We start from the raw sequence: 26,091 nt of genomic DNA, 5'->3' as shown, positions 1-26,091 counted from the left end.
GTGTCTGGATCGAGTGGGCCCCGCTTTCGGACGAGGAGCTGGTGCGTCGGGCATGGGCGGGGCTGAGGGCGGTGACGGCGCCGGCGCCGGTGTGCGTGACCACGGACGGTTCGGTGCGGGGCAAGTTCACTGGCTATGGGTGTTCGCCTCGTCGGGTGAGTACGGCCTGAAGGGGTTGCGAGCATTCGACGACGTTGATCGGCCCACAGGTGGTGTTGGTCGCCGAGCTGCGGGCGACCGATGTCGCCGTGCACAAGCTGCGCGGACGCTACATCACGGCGCTGAGGACAGCACGCTCGCCGTGGAGATGGCGCAGCGGTGGCGCGACGGCGACAACGTGCTGCCCGAGGGGTATGCGACCTACCGCGAGAGCGGCAAAACCCCGGAACTGGCGCGGGCCCGGCAGATCGTCCGCGAGGACCGCGATCGGATCACCTCAGTGTGGGTAAAGGGTCAAGGGGGGGCGACGCTCAACGAGGGCGCTGACGCGCTGGCGCTGCTGGCGTCACGATATGCGTTGGGCGACAGCATGCTTGACGAGGTCGAGTATCACCGCCGGGCCGGCGAGCTGGTGGCGACGTTCTCCCGGGAGTTCACCCGGCAGCGCATCGTATAAGGGTCAGTCGGCCAGCTTGAAGGCCAGCGTCGTCACCCGGTTGGCCGGGTCGGGTTCGGCCGAAGGGTCGGTCTCGTAGATCTCAACCCGGCCCGCCCACACCTCACAGTCGTCCGACACTGCCGAATCCCACTGCAGGACTTACTCTTCGGCCCAGCCCAGCAATCTTTCCGTGGCGTCCGCCGGGCCGTCGAAGTGGCCGCGGTGGCCGGCCACGGCGTAGCGCCCGCCGGGCAGCGTGTCGATCGTGACCGCATCACCTGCCGACATCGGGGCATCGACGGGGACGCAGGCCTCGATCTGGAGTTCGCGGTCCATGTCGGTTGCGCGGTACCGCAGAAGGTGCGCACCGCTGGGCGCACGTCCGTGCCGCACGACGGCGTCGAACACCTCGGGAAACCTGTCGGCGATCGCACTGACCTGGTCCATCGTGACGATGCCGCCGATCGAGGCGTAGCGCTGGGGCTCGCGGTGCACGATTTCCGGTAGACGGTTCGTCATGACCATGACGGCCCTCCCGACTCCCGGAATTCATCGCGGCCGCTGCCGAGTCAGCCCTGCTCGGCCTGGGGGTACGCAGACAGCAGGTGTTGGGAGGCGGTCACCAGATAGCGGTCCAGCAGCTTGGCGGCCGCCCGCCCCCTGCCGTCGGCCAGGGCGGCGGCGATCTCCTCGTGGCGTTCCACGTAGGGGCCGTGAAGATCCTCAGCGGGGCCGGCGTGGAAGAACCCCAGCCGCATCTCCGCGAGCAGGCGGCTCATCTCCATGTCCAGACGCGCGCTGCCGGCCAGCGCGACCACCGACCGGTGGAACCGCTGATCCGCCAAGGCGACCGCGTCACCGTCGCCGGCATCGAGGGCGGCGCGGCCACTGGCGACCGCTGCAGCGACATCGGAGATGTCGGCGTCGGCAGGCAGAAGACGCAGGCAACCGGGCTCGATGACGCGGCGGGCCCGGCAGATGTCACGCAGGTCGGCGACCGACGGGGTGCGGACGAAGACACCGCGGTTCGGGATTCGGTCGAGCAGCCGTTCGACGATGAGCTGGCTCAGCGCTTCCCGCAGGGTGTTGCGGGAGATGCCAAGCGATTCAGCGATCGGCTCCTCGGGTAACCGGGCACCGGGACGGAACAGCCCGGCGGCGACGTGTTCGCGGATCACGTCGGCGGCGCGGTCGGACGACGACGACAGCACGACCCGCGGCCTGGAGTTCTCCAGCGCGCGTAATGCTTCGTCGAAACCGTGGACAGGGCCCATCGCCCCAGATTAGGGTACGTGTGAATATGGGGATTGTTGAACAATCAGTATTGCGGGCGTAACTGCGGCGCAATGCCGGCGGTAGACAATCGGAAGGACGTAACAAGCGGGAAAGTCCCGTTCCAGCCACGGTGAGGATGCGACTCATGGCCACTCCCGAAAAGCCACTCAACCCGTCCGTCGACACTGCCCCGAAACCGTCGGAGCCCGCCAAGACCGCGCTGCTGGGCGCGATGTTCTTGATGGCAACCAGTGCGGTCGGGCCGGGGTTCATCACCCAGACCACCGAATTCACCATCGAACTGGGGGCGGCATTCGCGTTCGCGATCCTCGCGTCTATCGTCATCGACTTCGCCGTCCAGATGAATGTGTGGCGGGTGATCGGGGTGGCCGGGATGCGCGCCCACGAACTCGGTAACAAGGTCCTACCCGGCGTCGGCTACGCCTTGGCTGTCCTGGTGGTCGTTGGTGGCCTGGTGTTCAACATCGGCAACACCAGTGGCGCGGGGCTGGGCACCGACGCCATGTTCGGGCTCGACCCGCGCATCGGAGGCGCGGTGTCGGCGGTCATCGCCATCGCCATCTTTCTGAGCAAGCGGGCCGGGGTCGCCCTCGACCGGATCGTCGTGGTTCTCGGCGTCGCGATGATCGCCATGACCGCCTACACCGCGATCGTGTCGCGCCCACCGCTGGGCGAGGCGCTGCGCAACGCCGTGCTGCCCGAGCAGATCAGCTTCCTCGCGATCACCACGATCGTCGGTGGCACTGTGGGCGGCTACATCACCTACGCCGGGGCGCATCGCCTGCTCGACACCGGCATCACCGGGCCGCAGAACGTCGGCCGCATCACCGCGGGATCGACGTACGCCATCATCGTCACCGGCGTCATGCGGGCACTGCTGTTCCTGGCGATCCTCGGCGTCACCGCCGGCGGCGCCATCCTCGCCAGCGATAACCCCACCGCATCGGCGTTCGAGTACGCCCTCGGCACCGCCGGCGGGGTCATCTTCGGCCTCATCCTGTGGGCGGCCGCCATTACGTCGGTGATCGGCGCCGCCTACACCTCGGTCTCGTTCCTCACCTCATCGAAAACCTCACGCCGGCGCCAGAACCTGCTGACGGTCGGATTCATTGCGCTCAGCGCTGTCCTGTTCGTGGTCCTCGGGGCGGCGCCGGTGACGCTGCTGGTATTCGCGGGCGCGTTCAACGGACTGATCCTGCCGATCGGGTTCACCGTGGTGGTGTGGGTAGCGTGGATGCGACGCGATCTCATGGGCGGGTACCGCTATCCGCTGTGGCTGAAGATCATTGGTCTGGCGGTCTGGTTGCTGACGCTCTATCTGGGCTGGATGTCGCTGAGCGGGCTCGCGGAATTGTGGAGCTGAGCCGTCGCCGGACTCGGGGCGACGTCGGCATGACACCGGAGGGGCGACGATGACGCTCGACGTGGCGACGGTGACACCGGTGCAGGCGCGGCAACGCTTCCGCGACGGTCTGGTGACACCGACGGCCGGATGGTCGGCCGGGTACGCGCAGGCGAATCTGATTGCGGTGCCGCGGGACTACGCGTTCGACCTGATGCTGTTCGCGCAGCGTAACCCGAAGCCGTGCCCGGTGCTCGACGTGCTGGAGCCGGCCCAGTACGCGGGTCCGCTGCTGGTCGACGGTGACGTGCGCACCGACATCCCGGCCTACCGCATCTACGTCGACGGCGAGCTCGTCACCGAGACGACGGACGCCACCGAGTACTGGACCGACGATCTGGTGGCGTTCCTGATCGGCTGCAGCTTCAGTTTCGACGCGGCACTGCTCGATTTGGGAGTGCCGGTGCGGCACATCGACGAGGGCGTGAACGTGCCGATGTACCGGACCGACCGGCCGTGCCGCTCGGCGGGGCGGATGTCGGGTCCGTTGGTGGTGTCGATGCGGCCCCTGCCGCCCGATCAGGTGGCCGACGCCGTGCGCATCACGGCGCGCTACCCGTCGGTGCACGGCACCCCGGTGCATGTCGGTGACCCCGCGGCGCTGGGCATCGCCGATTTGTCCGCACCGGACTACGGGGACGCGGTAACCGTCCGCCCCGGGGAGATCCCGGTGTTCTGGGGGTGCGGAGTCACGCCGCAGGCCGCGGTGATGAAGTCCCGTCCGCCGCTGGCCATCGGGCATGCGCCGGGCCACATGCTGATCACGGATCTGCGGGACAGTGACCTGGTGGTGCCGTAAGGCCGCATTCAGGCGTGTCTGTCTTCCCAGTCGCTGTAATCGGCATCGCGCAGCACGTCCCGTCGGTATCCCATCGCCATCTCGTCGATGACCGCAAGCGCGTCGGCCGTCAACCCGTCGCGAATCCCACTTCGATTGTGCGCGAAAGGGATGAATGCCCTCATGAGGTCGGGGACGTCCAGGCGGATCGCCAGGGGCGCGTGGACGCCCCATCCCGACGTTCCGAGCACCTGGTCGACGCGAGCCGCACTCCAGCGCAGCGGGTCCTCCGTCCCGGAGTCCATGATTTCGCGCAAGAGATCTCCGTGGTCGCGAGCGGCAAACGGTGCGCCTTTCTCGGAGGCGAAGAACTCGTCGCACAGCTTCGCAGTTTCTTCCCACGTCCACAACGGCGATTGATGACCGGTACCGCCCGCTGGTAGGCGATGGGTCAGCCACGTCAGCAAGGGTCGGCAGTCTGGCCACGTCGCGGTGTCGTGGAGGACGAAGTCGCGTTTCAACCCGTCCTCGATCCAAGCCCGGGCGTCGGCGAGGCTCATGTCGACGACGGTGCAGTCGGGATAGGCGGCGAACGTCTCCAGCCCGGTGCCATTCGAATCGCCAGAGAAGAAAGCGTCCTTGATCTCGGAGTCCCTGAGATGGTCGATCAGGACCACGAAGGTCGCCTCTCGGCCATCCCCGAATCGGACGCCGATACGGACCTGATCGATATCATCGAGCACGTGGGTGACGCGTATCGCCTTGTAGGCGCGGGCGCTCGGCAGCTCCACCGCCCATCTCGGTAGCAGCTCTTTGTGTTCTGCCACAGCGTGCTGATAACGGAGTTTCAATTCCGCATCGTCGAGGATTTCCGAGAACAGGGCCACGAAGATGGCCACCTCTGGTGTGGGCTCGCTGCGAAACCGGTTGATTAGGTAGTCGAAATCCATCGTTTCGCGTTGGCGCGTACGATAATTCGCGAGCGGATCGGGCGTCAGAGCTTCGACCTGAATGCTCGCAAACATCAGGAGATTCAGCGGGTCGTCAAAGCCCGGCGGGGCCTCCGGAGGCTCGGCAACTTCGTGCGTGCGCTTGGCGGTCCGCCGAGCAGCCCGCCCCGCCTGCTTGGCTCTGCGCCTTCTGCGTCCACCGGTCATGACGCGGACGCTACTCAGGAGCTGTGACATCAAAGCGCAGCCCGGAGCACCGGCTGACCCGGGCCGACGAACGTGTCGGTTGCGGCTCGTATCGCCCTCCCATGGCAGCGCGGCGACGGTCTCAACCAGCGACGGATCGGTCTTGGTCACGATCTTCGCGCTGTTGTTCGTCGTCGGCATGGTGATCACATACATCTGGTGGTTCGTCGGGGCGGCCGCTCTGGCGGTGTCGGACATATCCTCCCGGGACGAAAAAACGCGTACCGACGGCTTTGCCGTCGATACGGCGCAAAGCCGAGGTCTGCTCACCGACAGATGCTGCCAGATTGGGCGCAACAATTTGCTAGACGAACACTCTGTCGGCCGACCGGACGACCTTGGTCTCAGCAGAGTGTTGGTGGGTTTGGGCTGGCTCCTGCCGTGGCGGGTCACTCCTTGGCCCCACGGGGTCCACTGACTTTCCTGCCGTAGCACCGGACACGGCCAGCCCGGGCTTTGTGTCGGGAACCCCCTTCGACCCCGACATCAAGGCCCTTCGCCTCTAGGGGCCAGACCCGCCGCCGAGAACCGTGTCACCTATGAGGGGACCGGGGGGAACCAGACCGTTCCGCACGGCGGCCGGCGACGTCGTCCCGCAGAGCGTCGCCGAGGTGGGCTACTGCCGGCTCGGCGGTGTCGACCAGTGGGTGCTGATCCGCGGCCGCGACCTGGCCAACCCACCGCTGATCCACCTGCACGGCGGACCGGGCTTCAGCGAGACCCGCCTGCTGCGGCACTTCAACGCCGACCTGGAGGACCGGTTCACCGTCGTGTACTGGGACCAGCGCGGCGCCGGGAAGTCCTACCACCGCGGCATTCCGCGATCGTCGATGACCGTCGCGCAGCTCCTGGCCGACCTCGACGACCTGGTCGAGATGGTGTGCGCCCGCGTCGGCCAGCAGCAGGTTGTGCTGCACGGCCATTCGTGGGGATCGCTGCTCGGCGTGCTGTACGCCGACCGGCACCCGGAGCGGGTCGTGGCCTATCTCGGCACCGCCCAGATCGGCGACGCGGCCGCCGCCGAGTCCGCCTCCTACGCCTACGCGCTCGCCGCCGCCGAACGGCGCGGCCACCGCCGAGCATTGCACGCGCTGCGCGCCATCGGCCCACCGCCGTACCCGGCGGCCGGGGTGTTCTCCGAGCGCACCTGGCTGCAGCGCCTCGACGGCCAACTGTCACCGAGAGCGTTGTGGAAGCTGCGCGGGGCGTTGTTCGGCGGCCGCCCGGAATCCTCGCCGCTGGACCTGGTCAGCCAGATCCGCGGCTTCCGGTTTTCGATGGACGCGATGTGGCGCGACGTCTCCGCGCTCAACCTCGTCACCGCCGTGCCCGCGCTGCGGATGCCCGCCGTCTTCGTCGTCGGGCGTCGCGACCACTGGGTGCCGCCGGAGACCACCGTCGCCTACGTCGACACACTGGAAGCCCCGTCCAAGCAGCTGCTCTGGTTCGACCGGTCCGGTCACGAACCGTTCGTCGACGAACCGGCCGCGTTCAACCGCGCGGTCATCGACCGGGTGGGAGCGCTCGTTGCGCCGTGAACCGTCGAAAGCTACCGCCACCTGGCCCACACGTAGGGCACCAGCGCTCGCAGGAAGTCCAGATCCTGGCCGGGCCGGGCACCGGCGAACGCCTGCTCGAAGTACTCCTGCGCCACGAGCAGGATGCCCTCGGCGTATTCACCGGTGAACGCGATGCTGCCGTACTCGTCCATCAGCGCCCTGACCCGTGTCACGACCTCCCGCGACCGTTCGGGCCGCTGCAGCGTCAGATAGCGGCGAACGAACTCTCGGTCTTCGCCCTGCGCAACGGACAGCAGGTGCATCAGCGTCAGCGTCCGCTTGCCCTCGTAGAGATCGCCGAGAATCTCCTTGCCGTAGAGGCGTTCGTCCCCGATGAGGTTCAGCAGGTCGTCGCGGATCTGGAAGGCCGCACCGAAGTGGAAACCGAACCGCACCAGCGGGGCCAGGTCGGCTGTGCCCCCGGATCCGATGATCGCGCCGACGCGCAACGGGTGGATGACGGTGTACCAGCACGTCTTGTGCATGATCAGCTCGAGATAGTCCGACGGTCCCAGATCCTCGACGTGATCGGCCTGCCAACCCACTTCGAGCGCTTGCCCCTCGAGCGTGCGCAGTGCCATCGTGTCGAACTCCGCCCACACCAGGTCGGCGAGGTCACGGTCGAGCCGGCGGGTGGCGCGCCGCAGCACCTGCCCCGCCACGACGGCCAAGCCGTCGCCGGCGTTGAGCGCCGCCGCCATCCCGTAGCCCGCCGCCAAGGTCGGCCTGCCCCGGCGCATCTCGCTACCGTCGGCGATATCGTCGTGGACCAGAAACGCGTTGTGCAGCAACTCGATCGCGACCGCGGCCCCGAGCGCGTCATCGGATCCGCCGCCGAACACCCGGCTCGCCGCCAGACACAACGCCGGGCGCAGCGCCTTTCCCGGACGGGACGGATACTCGCGCATGGGCGCGTAGAGCCACCGGCTCGGTTCCCCGTCCGGCAACGCGTCGAGCATCGAACGCCGCACCGCGCGCGCCACCTCACGCAACCTCGCATCCACCGACGACACCGGATCCGCCCGGTCGGCCGTGTTCGTCAAGAGGTCGGCGCCCGCAGGGTGATCGCCACCGGCAGCCACAATCGGTCATCGCCGTCGATGACCACGATTCCGCGGTACACGCCGGGGCGCGCTGCCGAGGTGACCTCAAGTCCGACAGCGATTCCCCGACTGCACCGCGGGAAGATCTCGACAGTTTCGGGGTCGAGAACCACGCTCCGGGATCCGATCACCGAACCGTCGCCCGCCAGAAGATCGCTGCATCGCAATCGGATTCGGCCGAAACTCTTGTCGGTGCGGTTGTGCAGCCACACCACCGTCTCGGCACCACCCGGTATCGGCAATTCCATCGCCACCCCCCGCTGGCCTTCCGGACTGCACAGGTCGAGTTCGGTTGCACGCGAACGGCCTCCGTCGAGAAGTAACTGACCGGCCAGCGACCACCAGGTGCGGACGAGCTCCTCGAGATAGGGCAGCCCGGGAGCCGGGTCGGCCGTCGTCGCGGCGTCGCCGTCGGGCTGGGACAGGCGCGCGAACCGGTCGACGATCTGGCTGGCCGCGCGGAACCCCTCGGCCTGGATGGCACTGAGGGCGCGGGCGTTGGCCGCCGGGTCGAACACCGAAGCCCAGGGCAGGTCGTTGAGGCTCCCCCCTCCAGCAAACTCGCCGGTCATCGGCACTTTTCCTCCCCATTGATTACCCCGCTGTCACGGGCACCCCACGGTATGCTAAGGCCACTCACGGGGGCAGGAGGCGCGAATGGCGACCCTTCACTCATTGGTGGCGCTCTACGGTGCGCTCGACGATGCCGTGGTCGCCGTCGACGACGATTACGTCACCAACACCGTCGAAGCGTTCCTGCCCGGCTCCACCGCGCCCGGCCGCCGCGGCTGGTTCACCGAGATCCGCAGCCTGGTCCGCCGCCTCTCCATCGACCCGGAGCAAACCGAATTCCCGACCCGCACAGCGGCGTTGCGTGAGTTCGCCGAACTCCGCGGCCGTCGTGACGACGACATCGGCATGGGTCCGGTCGAGATGAGCCGACTGCTCTACGCGATAGGCGCCCACTGGCAACTGGCGTCCCAACCCGACGACGAGCGAGCGCTGTTCGGCGACGCGCTGTCGATTGCCCCGCCCGGCGACACCGACGTCCCGGCCGCGATCCGAGGCCAGGAGTTGCTGGACCTGTTCAGCGAATTCTTCCGCAGCGCAAACACCTTCGCCGATGTCATCACGGCCGCTCACGGTCAAGGCCTGGTCAGCGAGGACGTCCTGCTGTCCGTGCTCAATTCGTCACTGAAAACCGACATTCGTCGCGACGCTTGCGGTGAATACGCCGTTCTGGAGGCCGAGTACTTCCGAGATGGTTTGCCGCTGAACAACGTCAAGGCGGTGATCGATCCGCTGAACTGGCCCGACTGCTGCCCGTTCTTCTGCGAGATGAAGCCCATCCCGACGACTCCGGACAGCTACGGATGGAGCCGCCACCTGGAAACTGTGAGCACGCTGTGCGGGCTGGTCCCCGGCTACCGGCTGCGCACGGCCCTCAAGTTCTGGAAGGGCGAGAAGCCGCGCGGAGGTTTCATCAACTACGACAACGACGACGACCGGGTGAACACCCCCGACGACGGATTCATCGTGCTCGACCGCGGCTACCTCAGCTTCGACGAAGAGAACACCGGCGTTCGCATCCGCACCCTCAAGGAGGTGAAGTTCGCCGGTATCTCCGCGTTCGCGACACTGATGTTCGCTCACGTCTGCGGATACGCCGCCATCGGCGAGAACATGCTGGTGGGCTGTGCGCTGAACCCGAAGAGCTCTCATCAGCCCTGGCAGAACTCCGTCGCCACCGGCAAACCGGCCACTGCTTTCGACCCCACCGTGTGCGCATCCGCGGCCCGCGCTCCCGCCCCGTGCGGATGCAGCGACTCCCTGCATCCGGCGATGGTCGAGGCGATGCAGATGTGGACCGACTGCGTCACCGAGGTCTCCACGGAATACTCCGGCCTGGTGAACCGTTGGGCCAAAACCGGATTCGACGCGAACGAGATGGTCGAGTTCGGCAGCAAGGTGTCCGCGCGCATGGCCACCGACCCGTTCCGATTCTGGAGCCTGCTGCTGCGCTCCGGCCCGCAACCCAAGGGGCACCCATGAACTGCACCCACTGCACCGGCACCGCCGGCCAGCCCATCGACGTCGGCGAACCCCATCCGCAGCAGCCGCATGACTGCACCGCCATGGTCAGTCAGCTCGTCGATGCCGCGATCCGCACCGGTCAGGCCGTCACCACCGCCGTGCTGCAGTGCTGCGCGGCACCCCGAGGCTGTGGCTGCGGCTGCGGCTGCGGGTCCACCGCGGCAACCGGGTCGGCGGACGCGAGCGGTTCCACGGCCGCCGTGGTACACAGGGCCGTGCGGTCGAAGCAGTTCTCGACGCCGGCGAACACCCGCGACCGCCGCATCGCCCTGAAGACCCCGCTGGCCAACGGCTACCTGGCCATCCCCCACGAGCGGATCACGCTGCACCCCTCCGACGGCCGCGACCCGCAGTCGAAGCCACTCGGAGCGCTGAAGCCCAACCAGATGACATTTCACGTCGAGGTCGAAGCCGGCGGCCTGCCCGGGGCCGTCTACTTCGGCACCGCGCGCGTCAGCGCTCTCGACGGGTCTTCCGACGAGCTGATCCCGGTGTTCATCGAGCTGTGACCGGAAGCGATCGCCGGCGAGCCATCGACGAACTCCTCGACCGCGCAGTGCTCGCCGTCAACCGCGGCGACCGGGCCATGGCGACCTCGCTGGCCCACCAGGTGCTCGCCGTCGACCACGGGAACCCCGACGCCGAAGACCTGCTGGCCACGCCGTCGACGGGCGGCGAACTGCGTCGGCTCACGCTGCTGTTCTGCGACCTCGTCGACTCGACCGTGCTCTCCACCCGGATCGAGCCCGAGGCATACCGCATCATCGTCGGCACCTACCGCGAGCAGGTGCAGCGCGCCGTCGACCGCTACGAGGGCCACATCGGTTCGACGAACGGTGACGGCCTGCTGGCGGTCTTCGGCTACCCGCACGCCCACGAGAACGACGTCCGCCGCGCGGTACAGTCCGGGCTGGACATCACCCGCGACGTCGCCCGGCTCAGCGCGAAAGCCCGGCAGCGCTTCGGCGTCGAGGTCAGCGTCCGCGTCGGCGTCCACCGGGGCCTGGTGTACCTCGACACCAGCCACCTCGACGTCTACGGATTCGCCGCCAACCTCACCGCTCGGGTGTCCAGCCTCGCCCCGCCCGGCACCGTCGTGGTCAGCGACGCCGTCGAGCCGTTGATCCGCGACGCCTTCGACATCGCGACGCTGCCGGCCCAGCCGGTGAAGGGTGTCGACGACCCGGTGAGCCACCACCAGGTGCTCGGCGAGCGCACGCTGGCCCACCGTTCGCCGTCGGGACCGTTGGTGGGACGCACCGAGGAAGTGTCCTACCTCAGGGAACAGTGGGAGCGCGCGCAGACGGGAAGCCTCGACGTGAGCGCCGTCGCGTTCCTCGGGGAAGCCGGAATCGGCAAAAGCCGCCTGGCCCAGGTCGCCGTCGACCTCGCCGAGCAGTCCGGCGCCCACGTGATCGCCGTGCTGGGCTCGCCGTTCCACACCGCGGCGGGACTGCAGCCGATCCGCGACCTGCTGGAGCGGCGCTGCGGCATCACCCGGGACACCGAACAGAGCGAGCGGCTGCGTCTGCTCGACGCGGAGATCGCCGGGCTCGCCGGGCTCGCCGGGCTCGGAAAGGATCCGGCTACGGTGCTGCCCCTGCTCGCTCCCGTGCTCGGCATCGCCGCCGAGGTCGGCTACCACCCCGCCGAAGCAGAAGGCGGCAAGCTCTACGAGGACATCGCCGAGGCCGTCCACGATTACCTGCTGGCCTGTCTCGAGCCGGGCCCCGGCCTGCTGCTGGTCGAGGACCTGCACTGGTTCGATCCGTCCACCGTGGACGTCGTCGACAGGATCCTCGGCGACCGACTCGACCGGGTTCTCGTCGTCATCACCGCACGCGACACCACCAAACTGAGCCACGTCGGCAACATCACCCTGTTCGACGTGAAACCCTTGAGCGACAACGACACCGACGCCCTGATCACCGCGCTCGCCCCGGACACCACCCCCGAGGTCCGGGCCTCGGTGCGTGAGCGCTGCGACGGTGTGCCGCTGTACGTCGAGGAGGTGGTGACCGCGATGCGACAGGCGGCGCTGCCCGCACAACCCGTCGGGCACGTCCCCGATGCGCTCTACGAGTCGCTGCTGTCGAGGCTGCACGCCACCCGCAACACCGTGCCGGTGGTCGAGGCGGCGGCGACCATCGGGCGGCAGTTCGACCGGCAGCTGCTGCTGTCGGCGACGGAGGTCCCCGACGCCGACGTCGACGACGTCCTCGGGGCCCTTGCCGACGCCCGGGTGATCGAACGGACCGGCCCGGACACCTTCCGGTTCCGCCACGAACTGCTCCGCGAACTTGCCTACGAGCTGTCTCCACCGAGCGTTCGGCGGACCCTGCACGGCCGGATCGCGGCTGCCCTCGACGCCGGCGCCGCCGACGGAAGGCCTGATTGGCGCCTCGTTGCACGACATTACGACGAAGCGCAGCGGTTCGGCGATGCGGCCACCGCATACCAGCAGGCCGCCTCCGACGCCCGCCGCCGCGGCGCACTCGACGAATCGCTCGGCTTCCTCAACGAGGCCATCGCGCGGGTCGAGCGCCTGGCTCCGGGCGGTCACCGCGACACACGGGAAGTCGAGATCCGGCTCCGCCGCGGCTTTCTCGCCTCGGCGGTCGAGGGCACGTCGAGCGCTCAGGCCGCCGTCGACTTCGAACGGTGCCTGGAGCTGGTGGGCACCGAACTCACCGAAGAGTTCCTGACCACCATGACCGCGCTGTACGGGTACTACGCCACCCGCGCCGACCTGCACCGCGCCGAACAGGTGCTCACCGCGGTCCGCGCCGGCCAGACCGAAAACCTCGCGTGGTTTCTGGTGAACAACGATGCCGGCTTCGCCATGCTGGCCTGGTACCGCGGCCAATTCTCCTCTGCCCTGCAGAATCTCGACGCAGTCGCGGACCGCACCCAGATCAGTTCCGGCGAGGACGAGGCGCACTGGTTCATCCCCAACGAACCGCTGGCGTCGATCTACACCCACCTGGCCGCCGCCCGCCTGGTGGTCGGCGACTACGCCGGCGCGCAGGAGGAGTTCGACCGCGCCGCCCGTCGCGTCGAGCACCTCGGATTCCCGCAGGGCCCGTACAGCGCCGCCTACGCGCACAGCTACCAAGCCTGGATGTACATCGAAGCCGGTGACCTCGACCGCGCGGGACAGATCGTCGCCGGGATGGCCGCCGACGCCGAACGGTACGGATTCGACGCCTGGGCACTGATCGCCGCGACCCAGCAGTGCACCGTCGACGGGTTACGCGCGTTGGCAACCGAATCCGCCGCGGCGCTGGAGACCCACATCGGCACCATGACGATGCTCGTCGAAGCCTGGCGCGCGGCCGAGGTGCGAATGTTCCTGACCTTCTACGACAGTGTGGTGGCGAGGCTGCTCATCGCTTCGGGCAGGACCGAGGAGGCCCGGGCCCGGCTCGACACGGCGCTGCTCCTCGCCGCCGACACCGATGTGCACTTCTACGACGCCGAGCTGCTCCGGCTCCGGGCACACACCGAAGCCGAGGCCGACGACCGCGACCGCTGCCTGCGCGACGCCGCCGCGCTGGCGCGCCGACAAGGCGCAGCGATCTTCGAATTGCGCTCCGCTGCAGACCTTTACCAACTGCGGGGCGCGCGCGACGGGCTCGCCGACGCCGTCGAACGGTTCCCGCCCGACAGCAGCTGGCCCGAGCTGGCCCGGGCACGAGCGCTGCTGGCGTGAAACGGCCCGGCGGCAAGGTCGCCATCCTCGGGGGCGGCATGGCCGGACTCAGTGCCGCCTGGAGACTCAGCGAGCCGGGCTGGCAGGAGCGGTTCGAGTCCATCACCGTCTACCAACGCGGTTGGCGACTCGGCGGTAAAGCCGCCTCCAGCCGCGGCCCGCACGGCCGCATCGAAGAGCACGGCCTGCACATCTGGCTGGGCTCCTACGAGAACGCATTCGGTCTGCTCCGGGAGTGCTACACCGAACTCGACAGGGCGACAACCGATACCGCCGCCCCGATCCACACCTGGGACCAGGCGCTGATACCCGCCGACAACCTGGGCCTGGCCGACCGATGGGGCGACGACTGGCTGACCTGGCTGGGCACGTTCACCCGCAACGACGAACTGCCGGGTGAACCGGGCTCGCTCGGACGCGAGATCACCGCGGTCGGGTTCCTGCGGCGAGCCGCACAGCTGCTCGTCGACTTCACCCGATCGCTTCGCGACACCGAACCGGCCGGACTGATGCTCACCACCTCCCCGCACCCACCCACCGACGACACCGTCCTCGACGTGGTGCAGCGCGCGGCGCTCGCCGCACTGGCCGCGGTGCTGCAGCCTCAGCCGGCGACGCAGTCCCTCGACGCCGCGGTCACCGCGATCGGCGACGCCCTCGACCGCGAGCATCGGCCCGACCACCGACGGACCTGGCTGCTGATCTCGCTCGTGGTGGCGGTGGTCCGCGGACTGATCGCCGACAATCTGGTGACCGATCCGCGCGGGTTCCGGGCCATCAACGACGAGGACTTCGGCCAGTGGATCGTCCGACACGGCGCCCATACCGACGTCCTGGACTTTCCGCTGATCCGTGGACTCTACGATCTGGTCTTCGGGTACGCCGACGGGAACCCCGAACGCCCGGCATTCGCGGCGGGTCTCGCCGTATTCCTCACCGGACTGGTGCTTTTCGAGTACAAGGGCGCGATCTTCTGGAAGATGACCGCGGGGATGGGCGAGATCGTGATCGCACCCCTCTACCAGGTGCTGCGCCGGCGCGGTGTCCGGTTCGAGTTCTTCCACCGCGTCGACAGCCTCCATCTGGACCCGCAGCGCCGACGCATCGAGGGCATCAGCGTGGGCCGCCAACTCGCGCTGCGTGACGGCGTCGACGAGTACCAGCCCCTCACCCGGGTCGGTGGTCTGCCCGTCTTTCCCGCCGAAGCACTCCGCGACCAGGTCCAGAGCCAGCCCGGAATGCGGTCGCTGGAATCGCATTTCGGCGACCGCGACGACGTCGAGACGCGAATGTTACGGCGCGGAACCGATTTCGATCATGCCGTGCTCGCGATGTCCCTGGGCATGGTGGAACTGGTGGCCGCAGAACTCATCGCCGACCAGCCCGAGTGGCGAACCATGACCGAGCACGTGCGCACCGTCGCCACCCAGGCGTTCCAGATCTGGCTGCGCCCCGACGAGCCGGCACTGGGCTGGCCGCGACCCGGCGTGACCACCAGCGCCTACCTTCCGCCCTTCGATACCTGGGCGTCGATGCCGCAGACCCTGTGGGCCGAAGACTGGCCGGCCGACGATCGGCCGGGCACCGTCGCCTATTTCTGCGGCGCCTTCGACGCGCCGTGGCCGACTCGCGAGCCGCACGACGCATACGTGCGCCGCAGCCGCGCCGCGGTGCACGCCGCGGCTCTCCGGTATCTCGAACGCCACGTCGGGCTGTATCTGCCGGGCGCGATGACGGTCGACGGCTTCGCCTGGCACCTGCTCTGCGGAGCGGACGGGCACCGCGGCGCCGATGCGCTGGCCACCCAGCACGTCAGCGTCAACATCGACCCCTCGGACCGCTATGTCCAATCGGTGCCGGGCTCGGACAAGTACCGGTTGCGCCCCGACGAGGGTGGCTACGACAATCTCGTACTGGCCGGCGACTGGACCGACTGCGGGATGAACGCCGGTTGTATCGAGGCCGCGGTGATGTCCGGCCTGCAGGCCGCCAACGCGCTGCTCGGCCGGGGACGCTTCTACCGGATCCGCGGCTTCTACTTACCCTGAGGCGGGTCGAAGGGCACCACCTTGCCCCGGTTGATCGACACCCAGTCCCTGGCCTGCAGGTACGGGCGCAGCGTCTCGACGATCGCCTGCTGGTCCGCCGGGGTCTTGGGCCGCTGCAACTCGTAGAGATGCGGGAACTCCGTCCACGCGATGACGGCGTCCCACAACCGCACCGCCGCCGCACCGCTCGGTGGATCGATGAGCACCGGGCCGAACAGGCACTGCCCGTCGGGGAAGAACAGCGTCGGCACCCCGTAGCCACCGGCATCGACGACGCGCTGATGATCGGCCATCACCTCGTCGCCGGTGGTCGGATCGGCGATGGCCGCATCGACCAGCCCCGGGTCGAAGCCGAGTTCCTCCAGAAGCGCTCGGGCGACGGCCTTTTCGTGCGGCTTGTGTCCGTCGACGTGCAGCGCCCGGGCCGAGCGCTCGTACCACGCGTCGACGTCGGCCATCGACTGGCGGCGCAGCAGTGCCCCGATGCGCATCATCGACCAGCCGTAGGACCACTCCCGCTCCCACGGATGCTTCTTGCCGTCCTGACGGTTGACCTCCTCGAGGCTGAAGAACCGCCAGTTCACCTCCAGCCCGGTCTGCTCGCGCACGGCGCGGATCCATCGCGACGTCTGATATGCGAACGGGCACATGACGTCGAAGTGGAAATCGACGGACGTCGGATGCTCGGTCACATCGTGAACCTCAGGTTGCGCGCGGCGCGATCACCGAGTTCGTCGTCGCCGCGCCAGCTGATCGCGCCCGAGTCGATCTGGGCCTGCGGATCGATACGCCCACAGGCGAGTTGGATGAACGTTGTCGAGTCGGTCGTCACCGTCACATCGGGGCGGTCCAGGTGGTCGACCCGCGCGGCCCGACCGTCGACCTTGACGTGGAGCTGACGCGTGATCGGCCCGGTGAGATCGAACGTGAGGCTCTTGCCCTCGGGCAGACCGACCTTCTTGCCGACGATGTAGCCGATCGAACTCTCCACCTGGGCCAGCGCCATCTCCGCCGCGACGCCGGTGTCGTCGGTCGTGCGCCCGAGCGGGGTGGTGATGTCGCGTTCATGCACCCAGATGTCGAAGACGCGGATCTGCAAGAACCGCCCGTAGGTGCCCGGACCGACGGGCATCCAGGACGGGCGGTCGAGGTCCGCGGCGGACAGCGCGGCCAGATCGCGGCGGCGCTGGTCGAACACCGCCCGCATCTTCTCCAGATACGGGGTTTCGTCGTTGACGAATTCGGTGGCGCGCTCGAAGGAGGGCAACGTCGTCGCGTCGTCGGGCAGCCAGCCCGCCATGACGGCCTCGATGCTGACGACGTGGTCGAACACGCCGCGCACCGTCCAGTCCGGGCAGAGCGACTGCGCCTGCCATTCGTCGTCGCGCAGGTCAGCGGCCAGCGCTTCCATCGAGGCGTAACAGCCCTCCAGGGCGCCGCGGATCTCGTCAAGGCTTCGGGTCGTCACGTCTCTTCTCTAGTCCTGTGGCCCGCCGCGCCGCGGCCAAACGGGTGAAATGACAGCTCAGGCCGACGCGAGTTCGGCATGGACCGCATTTCGGGGGTGAGGATGACCGGCGAATGGGGCCTCGGCGGCCCCGCGGACACCGCCTCTTCCTGAAACGGTGACTGCGGGCAGAATGGATTCCTGCCCGCAGTTAACGGGTGACGACTGACGCGCGATCGGAGGGGTATGGCGCACCTCGTCTCAAGGCATCGACTCGGGCCGCATCGCGATCCCCAGGTCGACGAGAAGGTCCTCGCGGTGACACGGCAGCTGCTGGTCCAGCGCGGCTACCGAGGTACGTCGATCGACGCGATCGCCCGGGAGTCGGGTGTCAGCAGGACTGCGGTCTACCGCCGCTGGCCGAGTAAGACCCATGTCGTATACGAAGCGGTATTCCCGAACGCACTCGGCGAATCCACCGCGATGCGCGACAATCCCCGCGACGAGGTCGCGCACGCGGTCCGCAGGGTCGTGGCCTTCCTAGGCCAGCCCGCCGCGCGACACGCGATGCCCGGCCTGCTGTCCGACCTCAACCCCCTCATCGAGTCGCAGTCCGCATTGGCCGAATCCGACTGGGTACAGATGAGCGCTGGGCTTTCGGCGTTGATCGACCTGCACCCCGCGCTATTCCGGCGGGTGGACGCCGAGACTCTGCTCGACACCATCGTCGGGGCCGCCTTCCATGCCTGCTGCGTACGCGGAGTGGACGATCTCGACAGCTACTCGCAGTCGCTGACCGACCTCCTCTTCAATGGGCTTCTTCGGCACTGACACCCCGCCCGAACGGCGGCTCCACTTTTCGAAACCATCCGTCGCGCATTTCTACATTCTCGCCCACCCCCGCCGTGCAGTCGATACACTTTGTCGCGACACTCTGTAGCGGCAATGTTCCCGAGTGGTCCGCGGCCGCCCGGGCCGCACCCGGTATCGAGTGAAGGGAGCCCTCCAGTGGGGCGAGAAATCCAGACGGTCAGAAGGCCGGGCAGTTCAGACAATGCTCGTTTCATCGGCCGAGTGGGTGCGCTGGCGCTTTTCCTCGGCGTCGGCGCGGCGGTGGCGATTCCCGGAGTTGCGTCCGCCGACACCGACGGCGGAGAGCGGAGTTCATCGACGGGCTCAGGATCATCGTCGGTCGGTGCGGCATCCGACAGCAATCGGACCCCTGACCGAAAGGCAGGCGCATCGGATCGGAAGAGGACGCCAGCGACGTCCTCCGCCGAAGAGCCCTCCTCCAACAAAACAGGAGCCGATGAGCCGGCACGAGAATTCCGCCTCAGCATTCACCGGTCGGGCGGCGTAGGCCCAGCCGCCACAGAGGGGTCGGCGAGCGGTTCCGACGCAAGTGATGTGGACGCCGACGCAGACCCGGATCCGGACGCCGACACTGTGGACGACACCGATGACCCGGATCCGGACGCCGACTCGGTCGACGACACCGATGACTCGGATCCGGACGCCGACTCGGTCGACGACACCGATGACTCGGATCCGGACGCCGACACTGTGGACGTGGAAGACAACGTGACCGATCCCGATGTCGCGACAGTCGCCGTTGCTGACCTGCAACCTGCCGAACCCTCGGACCCAACGGCTATCGTCGCACCGCTGGGCTTGATCGCATCGGCGCGCCGCGATGACGACGTCTCGACAGCTTCCGAGGTCACCACGCCTGTCCCGATCTCAGACAGCGAGGTCATCGTAGACACCATCTCAACCCCCGCGAGCGAGCATGCCGTCACCGAAACCCTGACGACAGCGATGAACTCGCAAGCTGACAATGTGCTGGATCGCTTCATTCGCAGGTCTGACACTGGACCGTTGCAATACACCTTCGCTGCTATCGGCGACGTCATCACCGCGATGATCCACAATCCGGTTCGGATGCTGTTTCAGCCCATCAGATCGACGATCTACATCGTGGACACGATCGCCCGGGGCATCCTTACCGATCTTGGAGTGATCAAACCAAATCCGATGGCGTCAGCGGAGATCATCGCCGTCCGGCGAGCCGCGGCTGCATTGGTCAAGACCCCCGAGGTGAAGGCTGCGATCGAGTCCGCCATCGCCTATCTGGCTTCGACACCGTCGGCGACGACTTCGGCCGGAGCGCTGCAGAACCGAGCTATCCTCGATCAGGTCGTGGCCGAGTTCGCCTACGCCATGGCGATCCAGGTTGTCGGCCAGAACGCTGGGCTCGTCCTATCCGACACCGCGTTCATGGGGTCGCGGTACGGCTTGGACAACCCCGACACCTTCTACCGGGGCTTCAACCTCGACCCGAACGCGACCTACGTGATCCGCGGCGATATGAACAGTTCCCCATACGTCGTCTTCCAGATCACCAACGGCTTCTACGGCGAGAATGGCCAGACCCCGCAGTCACTCGCAGTGCTGGACACCACTCAGATGCAAGTGAACTCGGATGGCACGTTCGAGCTGTGGCTCGGGCCCGATGCCGCCGGGGAACAGCCGAACTACATTCAGTTGGACCCAACAGCAGTGCAATTCATCATTCGAGACACCCTCAACAACTGGGTTCAGAAACCGTCGATCCTGAGCGTGGAGGTCGTGTCGGGAAATCCACAGGGGACCGGCCTGACGTTCGAGCAGATGGCGGCCAAGACAGCTGCCGACATCGTCGCGGGCGCCCCCTACTGGTACGGATTTGCAAGCTACTACCGGATGTTGCCGCCCAATTTCCTGGCTCCAGCGAGCACTACCGCAGGTGGATTGACCAGCCAAAGCTCTTCGGTGGGTAACTTCTCGCTGACGAAGGATCAGGCACTAGTGATCACGGTGCATCAGTTCGACGCCGAGTACCTCGGATTTGAGGTCGGAACCGACTGGTATACCTCGATCAACTACGCAAACCATACGTCGAGCCTGTCCGCTGAACAGGCACACGCCAACGCCGACGGGTCGTTCACCTACGTGCTGTCGCTCAAGGATCCCGGAGTCGCCAACTGGATCGACCCAGCCGGCCACCCCACGGGACTGCTCCAAATCCGATGGCAGGGTTTGCCTGCGGCTATCCCCGCCGGTTACATGCCAACCGTGCAATTGGTCAACTTTGCCGATCTTGCCGCTGCACTGCCAGTGGAAACCGTCAGGGTCAACGCTTTTCAGCGTGCTCGCCAGATCAGCCAACGGCAGAGCCAGGTCCGCTCAAGGTTGGCCGGAATTCCAGCAGCGCTCATCCGTTTCGATCCCTACGATTTCGAACCCCTCTTCTGAGTCGTGTATGAGGGCCCGGGCGACCCTGTGTCGACCGGGCCCTGCGCTCGGCAACGGCTGAGCAGCTCACCTGGTTCGGACTCCAAACGGCCGGCCCATGTCCCACGTCTCGTCGACCAACTGCGGGCAGCAGGCAGAGGTGAGGCCGACGTTCAGTCCCGAGTCGCGGAAAGACCGGACCACGGTCAACGTCGACAGCAATGTGCCAGCTCAGGCCGAGGCGAGTTCGGCGTAGACCGCGGCCTCGAAGCGCAGGATCGTCTCGACCATCTTGTCGTCGAAGAACGGCAACAACTGCGTGGCGATCACGGCGCCGATCCCGGCCTTGCGGTCGATCCAGAAGAAGCTGTTGAACAGCCCCGACCAGTCGGCCGAACCGGCGCTGCGCATGCCGGGCAGGTCCACCAGGTACAGGTGGAATCCCAGGCCCCAGCCCTGCGGCACGTCGAGCAGCTCGACCGGTTTGGCCAGCTCGGGGATGGTGGGCTCCATCCCCTTGGGCAGCGGCGCCCCGTCGAGGTGGTCGCGCAGCGCCAGCTCCACCGTCTCCTGCTTGAGGATGCGCGTGCCGTCGAGCTCGCCGCCGCGAAGCCAGGCCCGCACGAAACGCCCGTAGTCGGCGATCGTCCCGTATGAGCCGTGGCCGGCGGCGTCCCACTCCGGCTCAGGCGGCAGGTCCAGCTCCGTCGCCGTCAGGCTCCCGTCCGGCGCGCGGAAGCGGACGGGCAACAACCGCGCGCGCTGCTCGTCGGTCGGGTCGAACGTCGACTCCGTCATGCGCAGCGGGCCGTAGATGTGCTCGGCGAGGTACTCACCCAGCGTCTGGCCGCTGATGGCCTCGACGACCATGCCGAGCCAGTCGGTGCTGACGCCGTACTCCCAGACCGTGCCGGGATCGTGGACCAGCGGCGCGCTGAGGCTCTTCTTGATGCCCTCGAGCGGGTTGGGGAAGTTCTTCTCGGCGCAGTAGGCGAAGAGCTTCTCGTTGAGGAAGTGGTAGCCGCACCCGGCGGTGTGGTTCATCAGATTCCGGACGGTCGCCTGGGTCTTGGGCTCCCGCAGGACCAGCTCACCGCCCTCGGAGTGGTCGAGTACCTGCAGCTCGCCGAACGCCGGCACGATCGACGCGACCGACGCGTCCAGGTCGACGCGCCCCTGCTCGACGAGCTGCAGCGCCGCGGTGGTGGCGACGGCCTTGGTCATCGATGCGTTGCGGAACATCGTGTCGGGCTTCGCATCTCCGGCAGCGCCTGCGTAGAGGACGCCGTCGCGGCCGACCACTGTCGCGGCGACACCGTGCAGCGACCCGTCGGCGGTCACCTCGTTCAGCAGCTCGTCGATGTGCTCAAACCCCATGTCCAGCTCCTTTGCTTTCGCGGGATACGCGAGCCATCATCGCACGCGGCGACAGGCCTCCCGGGCCGAGACGCTGATCGGCGCCGGTGACCGACATTGCGTCCAGGGTCGTGTCGAGTCGACTGGCCACGACCCTGGGCGCAATCTCGCGGCCTAAGTGTCGACCCAGGCCCCCGCGAGGGCACGCGCTACATCCGCGAGTACCGCGTCAACGCGATGCTGTACAACCCGTAGGCGGCGAAACCCGTTGCGGCGACCAGCAGGATCGCCTGCCCGAACTCCCCCCGACCGAAAGCCTCGACCGCGGCGTCCAAACCTCTCGCCCGCCTCGGATCCTGCAGGAAGGACGCGCCGATTACCGACACCCCCGCCGCGAACAACACCACGCCTTCCCCGACGTGACCGAACACCCCGAGCACCGTGATCAGTCGGCCGCCGGGCACCGTCAGGTCCCCGAGGAACTTCCGCGACGCGCCCTTGTAGACGAAGTAGCTGCCGAACGCCGCAATCGCCACGCCCACGGCGACCAGGACAGCCGTACCCCCGCCGGACTGCATCAGCCGCGCGCTCAGACCTTCGGCGCGGTCGCCGCCCTGCCGGCCCACCCCGAGCGCGAACTGCACGGCCGCAAAGGCGAGCGCGAGATAGACCACCGCCAGCCCGAACGCCTTGAGCCGGTTGATGAGCGGCGACTCCCGCATATGAGCGTCGGTGTGTTCGCCAGGGTGCAGCCCGAGCACGGTTTCGGCCAGCCGCCACATCGCCAGCGCCACCAGCCCGAGCGCGACGATCCACAACGAGAGGGCGCCGCCGCGCTGTTCGGCCAGGGTCGCCAGTGCCCCGGTCTGGTCGGCTTCGCCGCCGAACCCGAATGCGATCCGCACGATGATGTAGGCGATCAGCAGATGCAGCACTGCGCTGACGGGGTAGCCGGCGCGCGCGATCCATTCCACGGTGCGGCTTCCGGTGGCCCGGTTCACCGCGCCCTTGAAGCTCATTCTTCGGTGACCATGCCCTGCCGCAACACCGGCATCGGCTACCCAGCGGGTCTGCCACTGAAACTGCCCCGACGCTCCCGCCGTCCCACGCGTCGTCCTACGCGTCGAGATTGCGTTGAGGGCCGTCGATTGCCCGCCGACACGGCCCTGGCGCCAATCTCGGCGCCTAACAGCGACCGGCTCGGCGCCTAACAGCGACCGCTCGGCGCCTAACAGCGACCCCGCTGGCTCAGTCGGCCGAACCGTACTCCAGAGCCGGTTCCGACGAGTCCACCCTGCCGTTACTGGAGATGGTCAACCGATCCGGCTGCACGTCGTAACGCGCACCGTCGGATCCGGTGACGACGAATCCGTTCCCGGACCGCTGTGCACCCTGGATCTCCCGGTTGGCGCCGTCGCGCAGCCGCTCCCCGCGGTAGTAGTAGCCGCCGTCGCCGCTCTCGCAGATCACCGCCAGCGACTGTGCCGTCCGAATCAGCGCGGCCGGCGCACTGCCCGAAGCGCATCGCGCCGAATGCCCCACGAAGCCTTGGGAATCCGTGCCCGATACGCCGGATGTCGGCTGCGGCGATGTGGTCTCCTCGGCCGGTGCGCTCGTCTCCGGTGACGGCGACGGTGCCGCGATCCTCGGTTGCGTCGACCCGGTCTCCCCGCCGGTGAACACCAGCACCGCGGCGAGTACCACCGCCGCGGTGAACATCACGATGGTCCCGATCACCAGCGCCACCTGCCCGGTGCCGAACTTGCGTTTGGCCGGCATCGGCCGCGGCGGCGGGGTCGGGTGCACCGCCGAGTACTGCCGCGTCGACGGCGGCTGCGCAGGCGCGGGCGCGAACAGCGCCGAACTCGGCGATACCGGGGCTGGACTCGCAGGAGCGGACACGCTCGGTGCGCTCACCGCCGCGTCGGCAGCGCGTGCCAGCTCGCCCGCCGACGGGTACCGGTCCTGCGGCTGTTTGGCCATACCGCGCGCGACGACGTCGTCGAACGCGCGGCCGACTCCGCGGCGCATGATGCTCGGGCGCGGCGGCGGCGCGAACATGTGCGCGCTCCACACCTGGCGCACGTCGGCGGCCTCGAACGGCGCCCGCCCGGTCAGCGCTTCGTAGAGCAGACACGCCAGCGAATACACATCGGAGGCCGGCCCGCCCCGCTCCCCGCCGAACCGCTCCGGCGCCATGTACGCACTGGACCCGACCACCAGACCCGTCGACGTCACCGACGCCTCGCCACCGCCGTGCGCGATGCCGAAGTCCACCAGGTAGGCGAAGTCATCCGGGGTCAGCAACACATTCTCCGGCTTGATGTCCCGGTGCACCAGACCGTTGGCGTGCGCGGCGTCCAGCGCCGCCGCCACCTGGCGCACAATGGCCACCGCGCGCGCCGGCGGCAGCGCCCCCTGCGTGCGCAGTACCTCCTTGAGGCTGGCGCCCTCGACCAGGCGCATGTCGATATAGAGCACACCGTCGATCTCGCCGAAATCGTGCACCGGGATCACATGCGGCTCCTGCAGCCGGGCCGCGACGCGCGACTCCCGGCGGAACCGGTCCTGGAAGCTGCGATCGGCGGCCATCTCCGGGCGCAGCAGCTTGATCGCCACCATGCGCTCACGCGCGGTGTCGTAGGCGCGGTACACCTCGCCCATTCCCCCGACCCCGATCACCGACTGCAGCTCATAGGGCCCGAACCGGGTGCCCAGCCGAGCGCCGCCCTTCGGGGTGCTCACATGCAATCCTTCCGTCGTCGACCGGCAGCGACGACTAGGTTTCCCGAATCGCCCGCGGTCCTAACCGCACGACGGTCAGCAGCGGCTGAGCAGCTCCTTCAGCTCGCTGTCGAAGCGATGCGCCAGGTCCCAGAGGTCGTCGACCAGGTGCGGGCACGAGATGATGCCGATGTTGAGTGTGTCACCCAGCGACATCACCGTGATGTTGAGCCCTGAGCCGTGGAAGATCGGACCCAGCGGGAAGAGCGCGGTGACCTCCGCGCCGCAGCTGTACAGCTTTGTCGGCGGCCCGGCCACGTTGGAGATGATCACGTTGTGGATCGCGGTGTGGGTCAACGGGGTGTGCGAGGCAAGACCCATCAGCCAGGTGAACGCGCCACGCGAGAGGCTCTGCGCCAGATCCACCAGCAGCGTCGGGCCAAGAGACGCGCTGTGCTCCTTGGCCCGCACATCGGATTCGGCGATCAGATGCAGCCGCTCCCACGAATCGGCGACGTCGGTGTGCAGATTGCAGAACATGCCGGAGAGCTGGTTGCGGCCCGGGCGGTCGGACTGGCCGTGCACCGAGGCCGGAACCACCGCGATCAGCGGCTTGTCCGGCAGCTCGTCGCGGTCGGACAGGTAGCCGCGCAGCGCGCCGGCACACAGCGCCATCACCACGTCGTTGACCTTGACGTCGCAGTGGTTCTTGACCTTCTTGACGTCGTCGAGATCCAGCTGCATCAACGCGACGGCCCGCTCGGAGGTCAGCTCGGCGTTGAACCGGGTCGCCGGCGCCGAGAACGGCGCCGCCATCGCGGTGCCGGTGACCGCGCGACCCACGGTCTTGGCCAGCATCACGGCCGTTTCCGGGATCACCTTGGTCAGCTGCCAGGGCCGGGTGACGAACCGAAAGAACCCGTCGGCGGAGATCGCCCATGCTGACGCGTCCCCGGGCCCGTCCACCGGATCGGGCGGCGGCGCGTCCGGTTCGACGTCGCACAGCTGGTTGAGCAGGTTCGCCGCCGACACGCCGTCGACCGCGGCGTGGTGCACCTTGATCATCAACGCCAGGTTGTCGGGCTTGGCGCAGCCCTCGATCACCCACATCTCCCACAGCGGCTTGCTGCGGTCCAACGGGACGGAGGCGATATGGCCGCACACCTGACCCAGTTCGTCGGGCCCGCCCGGGGAGGGCAACGCGATCCGGTTTAGATGCCGCGACAGGTCAAAGTCCTTGTCCTCCACCCACACCGGATGGTCCAGGTTCAGCTGGCTGTCGGCGATCTTCGCCCGGAACTCCGGCAGCGCCGGGATCCGGGTGGCCAGTTCGTCGCGGAACCGCTCGAAGGTGTAGCCACCGGGAACCGTCGAGGTGTCGAGTTCGACGATCGAGCAGACATGCATCGGCACCGTCGCCGACTCGCTGTACAACAGACCCGCGTCCAGGCCACTGAGCCGTTCCATCACCCCGAGGTACCCACAGTGTGATCTGGATCAAACCG

At 67.9% G+C, this 26,091-nt stretch carries 21 protein-coding genes; 10 read left to right on the top strand and 11 right to left on the bottom strand.

Annotated features, from left to right (window positions below; translation table 11 throughout):
- Positions 1-52 precede the first annotated feature (52 nt).
- Positions 53-616, top strand: a complete 564-nt coding sequence (locus ACNUDN_RS04470) for a hypothetical protein (RefSeq protein ID WP_419120830.1) — start codon at positions 53-55, stop codon at positions 614-616.
- Positions 617-757: 141 nt separating this feature from the next.
- Here the strand turns inward: ACNUDN_RS04470 and ACNUDN_RS04465 are convergent, their stop codons facing one another.
- Together ACNUDN_RS04465 and ACNUDN_RS04460 are read right to left on the bottom strand one after the other, a co-directional pair.
- Positions 758-1,123, bottom strand: a complete 366-nt coding sequence (locus ACNUDN_RS04465) for a GyrI-like domain-containing protein (RefSeq protein ID WP_419120829.1) — start codon at positions 1,121-1,123, stop codon at positions 758-760.
- Between the two features lie 44 nt (positions 1,124-1,167).
- Positions 1,168-1,872 carry a GntR family transcriptional regulator gene (locus tag ACNUDN_RS04460; RefSeq protein WP_419120828.1) on the bottom strand — a complete coding sequence of 235 codons (705 nt, stop codon included), beginning with the start codon at positions 1,870-1,872 and terminating at the stop codon, positions 1,168-1,170.
- 146 nt (positions 1,873-2,018) lie between these two features.
- On the opposite strand from ACNUDN_RS04460, the gene ACNUDN_RS04455 reads away from it, so the two are divergent.
- Both ACNUDN_RS04455 and ACNUDN_RS04450 read left to right on the top strand, forming a co-directional pair.
- Positions 2,019-3,257 carry an NRAMP family divalent metal transporter gene (locus ACNUDN_RS04455; RefSeq protein WP_419120827.1) on the top strand — a complete coding sequence of 413 codons (1,239 nt, stop codon included), beginning with the start codon at positions 2,019-2,021 and terminating at the stop codon, positions 3,255-3,257.
- 49 nt (positions 3,258-3,306) lie between these two features.
- On the top strand, positions 3,307-4,095 hold the full coding sequence (locus ACNUDN_RS04450) for a putative hydro-lyase (protein ID WP_419120826.1): 789 nt from the start codon (positions 3,307-3,309) through the stop codon (positions 4,093-4,095).
- An 8-nt stretch (positions 4,096-4,103) separates the two neighbouring features.
- Here ACNUDN_RS04450 and ACNUDN_RS04445 read toward each other — a convergent pair whose 3' ends face one another.
- Entirely contained in the window at positions 4,104-5,468 is a 1,365-nt protein-coding gene (locus ACNUDN_RS04445; protein WP_419120825.1) for a hypothetical protein, read from the bottom strand.
- A 341-nt stretch (positions 5,469-5,809) separates the two neighbouring features.
- On the opposite strand from ACNUDN_RS04445, the gene ACNUDN_RS04440 reads away from it, so the two are divergent.
- Positions 5,810-6,808 carry an alpha/beta fold hydrolase gene (locus ACNUDN_RS04440; protein WP_419120824.1) on the top strand — a complete coding sequence of 333 codons (999 nt, stop codon included), beginning with the start codon at positions 5,810-5,812 and terminating at the stop codon, positions 6,806-6,808.
- An 11-nt stretch (positions 6,809-6,819) separates the two neighbouring features.
- Here the strand turns inward: ACNUDN_RS04440 and ACNUDN_RS04435 are convergent, their stop codons facing one another.
- Positions 6,820-7,872 carry a polyprenyl synthetase family protein gene (locus ACNUDN_RS04435; RefSeq protein ID WP_419120823.1) on the bottom strand — a complete coding sequence of 351 codons (1,053 nt, stop codon included), beginning with the start codon at positions 7,870-7,872 and terminating at the stop codon, positions 6,820-6,822.
- The gene (locus tag ACNUDN_RS04430; protein WP_431959399.1) at positions 7,869-8,504 is read right to left on the bottom strand and encodes a hypothetical protein; all 636 of its coding nucleotides are present in this window, start codon (positions 8,502-8,504) and stop codon (positions 7,869-7,871) included. Before ACNUDN_RS04430 ends, ACNUDN_RS04435 begins: the two co-directional genes overlap by 4 nt.
- 85 nt (positions 8,505-8,589) lie before the next feature.
- On the opposite strand from ACNUDN_RS04430, the gene ACNUDN_RS04425 reads away from it, so the two are divergent.
- Genes ACNUDN_RS04425 through ACNUDN_RS04410 form a run of 4 tightly spaced genes read left to right on the top strand, consistent with a single transcriptional unit; the run spans position 8,590 to position 15,786 of the window.
- Entirely contained in the window at positions 8,590-9,984 is a 1,395-nt protein-coding gene (locus tag ACNUDN_RS04425; RefSeq protein WP_419120821.1) for a hypothetical protein, read from the top strand.
- Complete coding sequence (locus ACNUDN_RS04420; protein ID WP_419120820.1) at positions 9,981-10,535, top strand: hypothetical protein; 555 nt, start codon at positions 9,981-9,983, stop codon at positions 10,533-10,535. The genes ACNUDN_RS04425 and ACNUDN_RS04420 overlap by 4 nt, the downstream gene beginning before the upstream one ends.
- Positions 10,532-13,738: an ATP-binding protein gene (locus ACNUDN_RS04415; RefSeq protein WP_419120819.1), complete on the top strand. Its 3,207-nt coding sequence runs from the start codon at positions 10,532-10,534 to the stop codon at positions 13,736-13,738. The genes ACNUDN_RS04420 and ACNUDN_RS04415 overlap by 4 nt, the downstream gene beginning before the upstream one ends.
- Complete coding sequence (locus tag ACNUDN_RS04410; RefSeq protein ID WP_419120818.1) at positions 13,735-15,786, top strand: FAD-dependent oxidoreductase; 2,052 nt, start codon at positions 13,735-13,737, stop codon at positions 15,784-15,786. The genes ACNUDN_RS04415 and ACNUDN_RS04410 overlap by 4 nt, the downstream gene beginning before the upstream one ends.
- Here ACNUDN_RS04410 and ACNUDN_RS04405 read toward each other — a convergent pair.
- Both ACNUDN_RS04405 and ACNUDN_RS04400 read right to left on the bottom strand, forming a co-directional pair.
- Complete coding sequence (locus tag ACNUDN_RS04405; RefSeq protein ID WP_419120817.1) at positions 15,774-16,478, bottom strand: mycothiol-dependent nitroreductase Rv2466c family protein; 705 nt, start codon at positions 16,476-16,478, stop codon at positions 15,774-15,776. The two genes, ACNUDN_RS04410 and ACNUDN_RS04405, sit on opposite strands and share 13 nt — an antisense overlap.
- Complete coding sequence (locus ACNUDN_RS04400) at positions 16,475-17,254, bottom strand: maleylpyruvate isomerase family mycothiol-dependent enzyme (protein ID WP_419120816.1); 780 nt, start codon at positions 17,252-17,254, stop codon at positions 16,475-16,477. The genes ACNUDN_RS04405 and ACNUDN_RS04400 overlap by 4 nt, the downstream gene beginning before the upstream one ends.
- 297 nt (positions 17,255-17,551) lie before the next feature.
- On the opposite strand from ACNUDN_RS04400, the gene ACNUDN_RS04395 reads away from it, so the two are divergent.
- Both ACNUDN_RS04395 and ACNUDN_RS04390 read left to right on the top strand, forming a co-directional pair.
- Positions 17,552-18,064 (top strand): TetR/AcrR family transcriptional regulator, encoded by a 513-nt coding sequence (locus ACNUDN_RS04395; RefSeq protein ID WP_419120815.1) that lies wholly within the window; start codon positions 17,552-17,554, stop codon positions 18,062-18,064.
- A 738-nt stretch (positions 18,065-18,802) separates the two neighbouring features.
- Positions 18,803-20,527 (top strand): hypothetical protein, encoded by a 1,725-nt coding sequence (locus tag ACNUDN_RS04390; protein WP_419120814.1) that lies wholly within the window; start codon positions 18,803-18,805, stop codon positions 20,525-20,527.
- 210 nt (positions 20,528-20,737) lie between these two features.
- Here ACNUDN_RS04390 and ACNUDN_RS04385 read toward each other — a convergent pair whose 3' ends face one another.
- From ACNUDN_RS04385 to ACNUDN_RS04370, 4 genes are all read right to left on the bottom strand, one after another.
- Positions 20,738-21,883: a serine hydrolase domain-containing protein gene (locus ACNUDN_RS04385; RefSeq protein ID WP_419120813.1), complete on the bottom strand. Its 1,146-nt coding sequence runs from the start codon at positions 21,881-21,883 to the stop codon at positions 20,738-20,740.
- A gap of 188 nt (positions 21,884-22,071) precedes the next feature.
- Positions 22,072-22,881 (bottom strand): DUF1206 domain-containing protein, encoded by an 810-nt coding sequence (locus ACNUDN_RS04380; protein ID WP_419120812.1) that lies wholly within the window; start codon positions 22,879-22,881, stop codon positions 22,072-22,074.
- A gap of 229 nt (positions 22,882-23,110) precedes the next feature.
- Positions 23,111-24,607 (bottom strand): serine/threonine-protein kinase, encoded by a 1,497-nt coding sequence (locus tag ACNUDN_RS04375; protein WP_419120811.1) that lies wholly within the window; start codon positions 24,605-24,607, stop codon positions 23,111-23,113.
- Between the two features lie 75 nt (positions 24,608-24,682).
- Positions 24,683-26,053: a WS/DGAT/MGAT family O-acyltransferase gene (locus ACNUDN_RS04370; RefSeq protein ID WP_419120810.1), complete on the bottom strand. Its 1,371-nt coding sequence runs from the start codon at positions 26,051-26,053 to the stop codon at positions 24,683-24,685.
- Positions 26,054-26,091 lie beyond the last annotated feature (38 nt).

The organism is Mycobacterium sp. smrl_JER01 (assembly GCF_048513595.2).
Classification (GTDB): Bacteria; Actinomycetota; Actinomycetes; order Mycobacteriales; family Mycobacteriaceae; genus Mycobacterium.
The sequence above is the reverse complement of the archived record's forward strand: the minus strand, read 5'-3'. Positions and strand labels throughout refer to the sequence as shown.

Coding starts and splice junctions, on each gene's coding strand:
- ACNUDN_RS04450 (WP_419120826.1), top strand. CDS start 3,307: ATGACGCTCGACGTGGCGACGGTGACACCGGTGCAGGCGCGGCAACGC.
- ACNUDN_RS04430 (WP_431959399.1), bottom strand. CDS start 8,504: ATGACCGGCGAGTTTGCTGGAGGGGGGAGCCTCAACGACCTGCCCTGG.
- ACNUDN_RS04465 (WP_419120829.1), bottom strand. CDS start 1,123: ATGGTCATGACGAACCGTCTACCGGAAATCGTGCACCGCGAGCCCCAG.
- ACNUDN_RS04440 (WP_419120824.1), top strand. CDS start 5,810: ATGAGGGGACCGGGGGGAACCAGACCGTTCCGCACGGCGGCCGGCGAC.
- ACNUDN_RS04455 (WP_419120827.1), top strand. CDS start 2,019: ATGGCCACTCCCGAAAAGCCACTCAACCCGTCCGTCGACACTGCCCCG.
- ACNUDN_RS04420 (WP_419120820.1), top strand. CDS start 9,981: ATGAACTGCACCCACTGCACCGGCACCGCCGGCCAGCCCATCGACGTC.
- ACNUDN_RS04470 (WP_419120830.1), top strand. CDS start 53: ATGGGCGGGGCTGAGGGCGGTGACGGCGCCGGCGCCGGTGTGCGTGAC.
- ACNUDN_RS04380 (WP_419120812.1), bottom strand. CDS start 22,881: ATGAGCTTCAAGGGCGCGGTGAACCGGGCCACCGGAAGCCGCACCGTG.
- ACNUDN_RS04385 (WP_419120813.1), bottom strand. CDS start 21,883: ATGGGGTTTGAGCACATCGACGAGCTGCTGAACGAGGTGACCGCCGAC.
- ACNUDN_RS04370 (WP_419120810.1), bottom strand. CDS start 26,053: ATGGAACGGCTCAGTGGCCTGGACGCGGGTCTGTTGTACAGCGAGTCG.
- ACNUDN_RS04425 (WP_419120821.1), top strand. CDS start 8,590: ATGGCGACCCTTCACTCATTGGTGGCGCTCTACGGTGCGCTCGACGAT.
- ACNUDN_RS04445 (WP_419120825.1), bottom strand. CDS start 5,468: ATGTCCGACACCGCCAGAGCGGCCGCCCCGACGAACCACCAGATGTAT.
- ACNUDN_RS04460 (WP_419120828.1), bottom strand. CDS start 1,872: ATGGGCCCTGTCCACGGTTTCGACGAAGCATTACGCGCGCTGGAGAAC.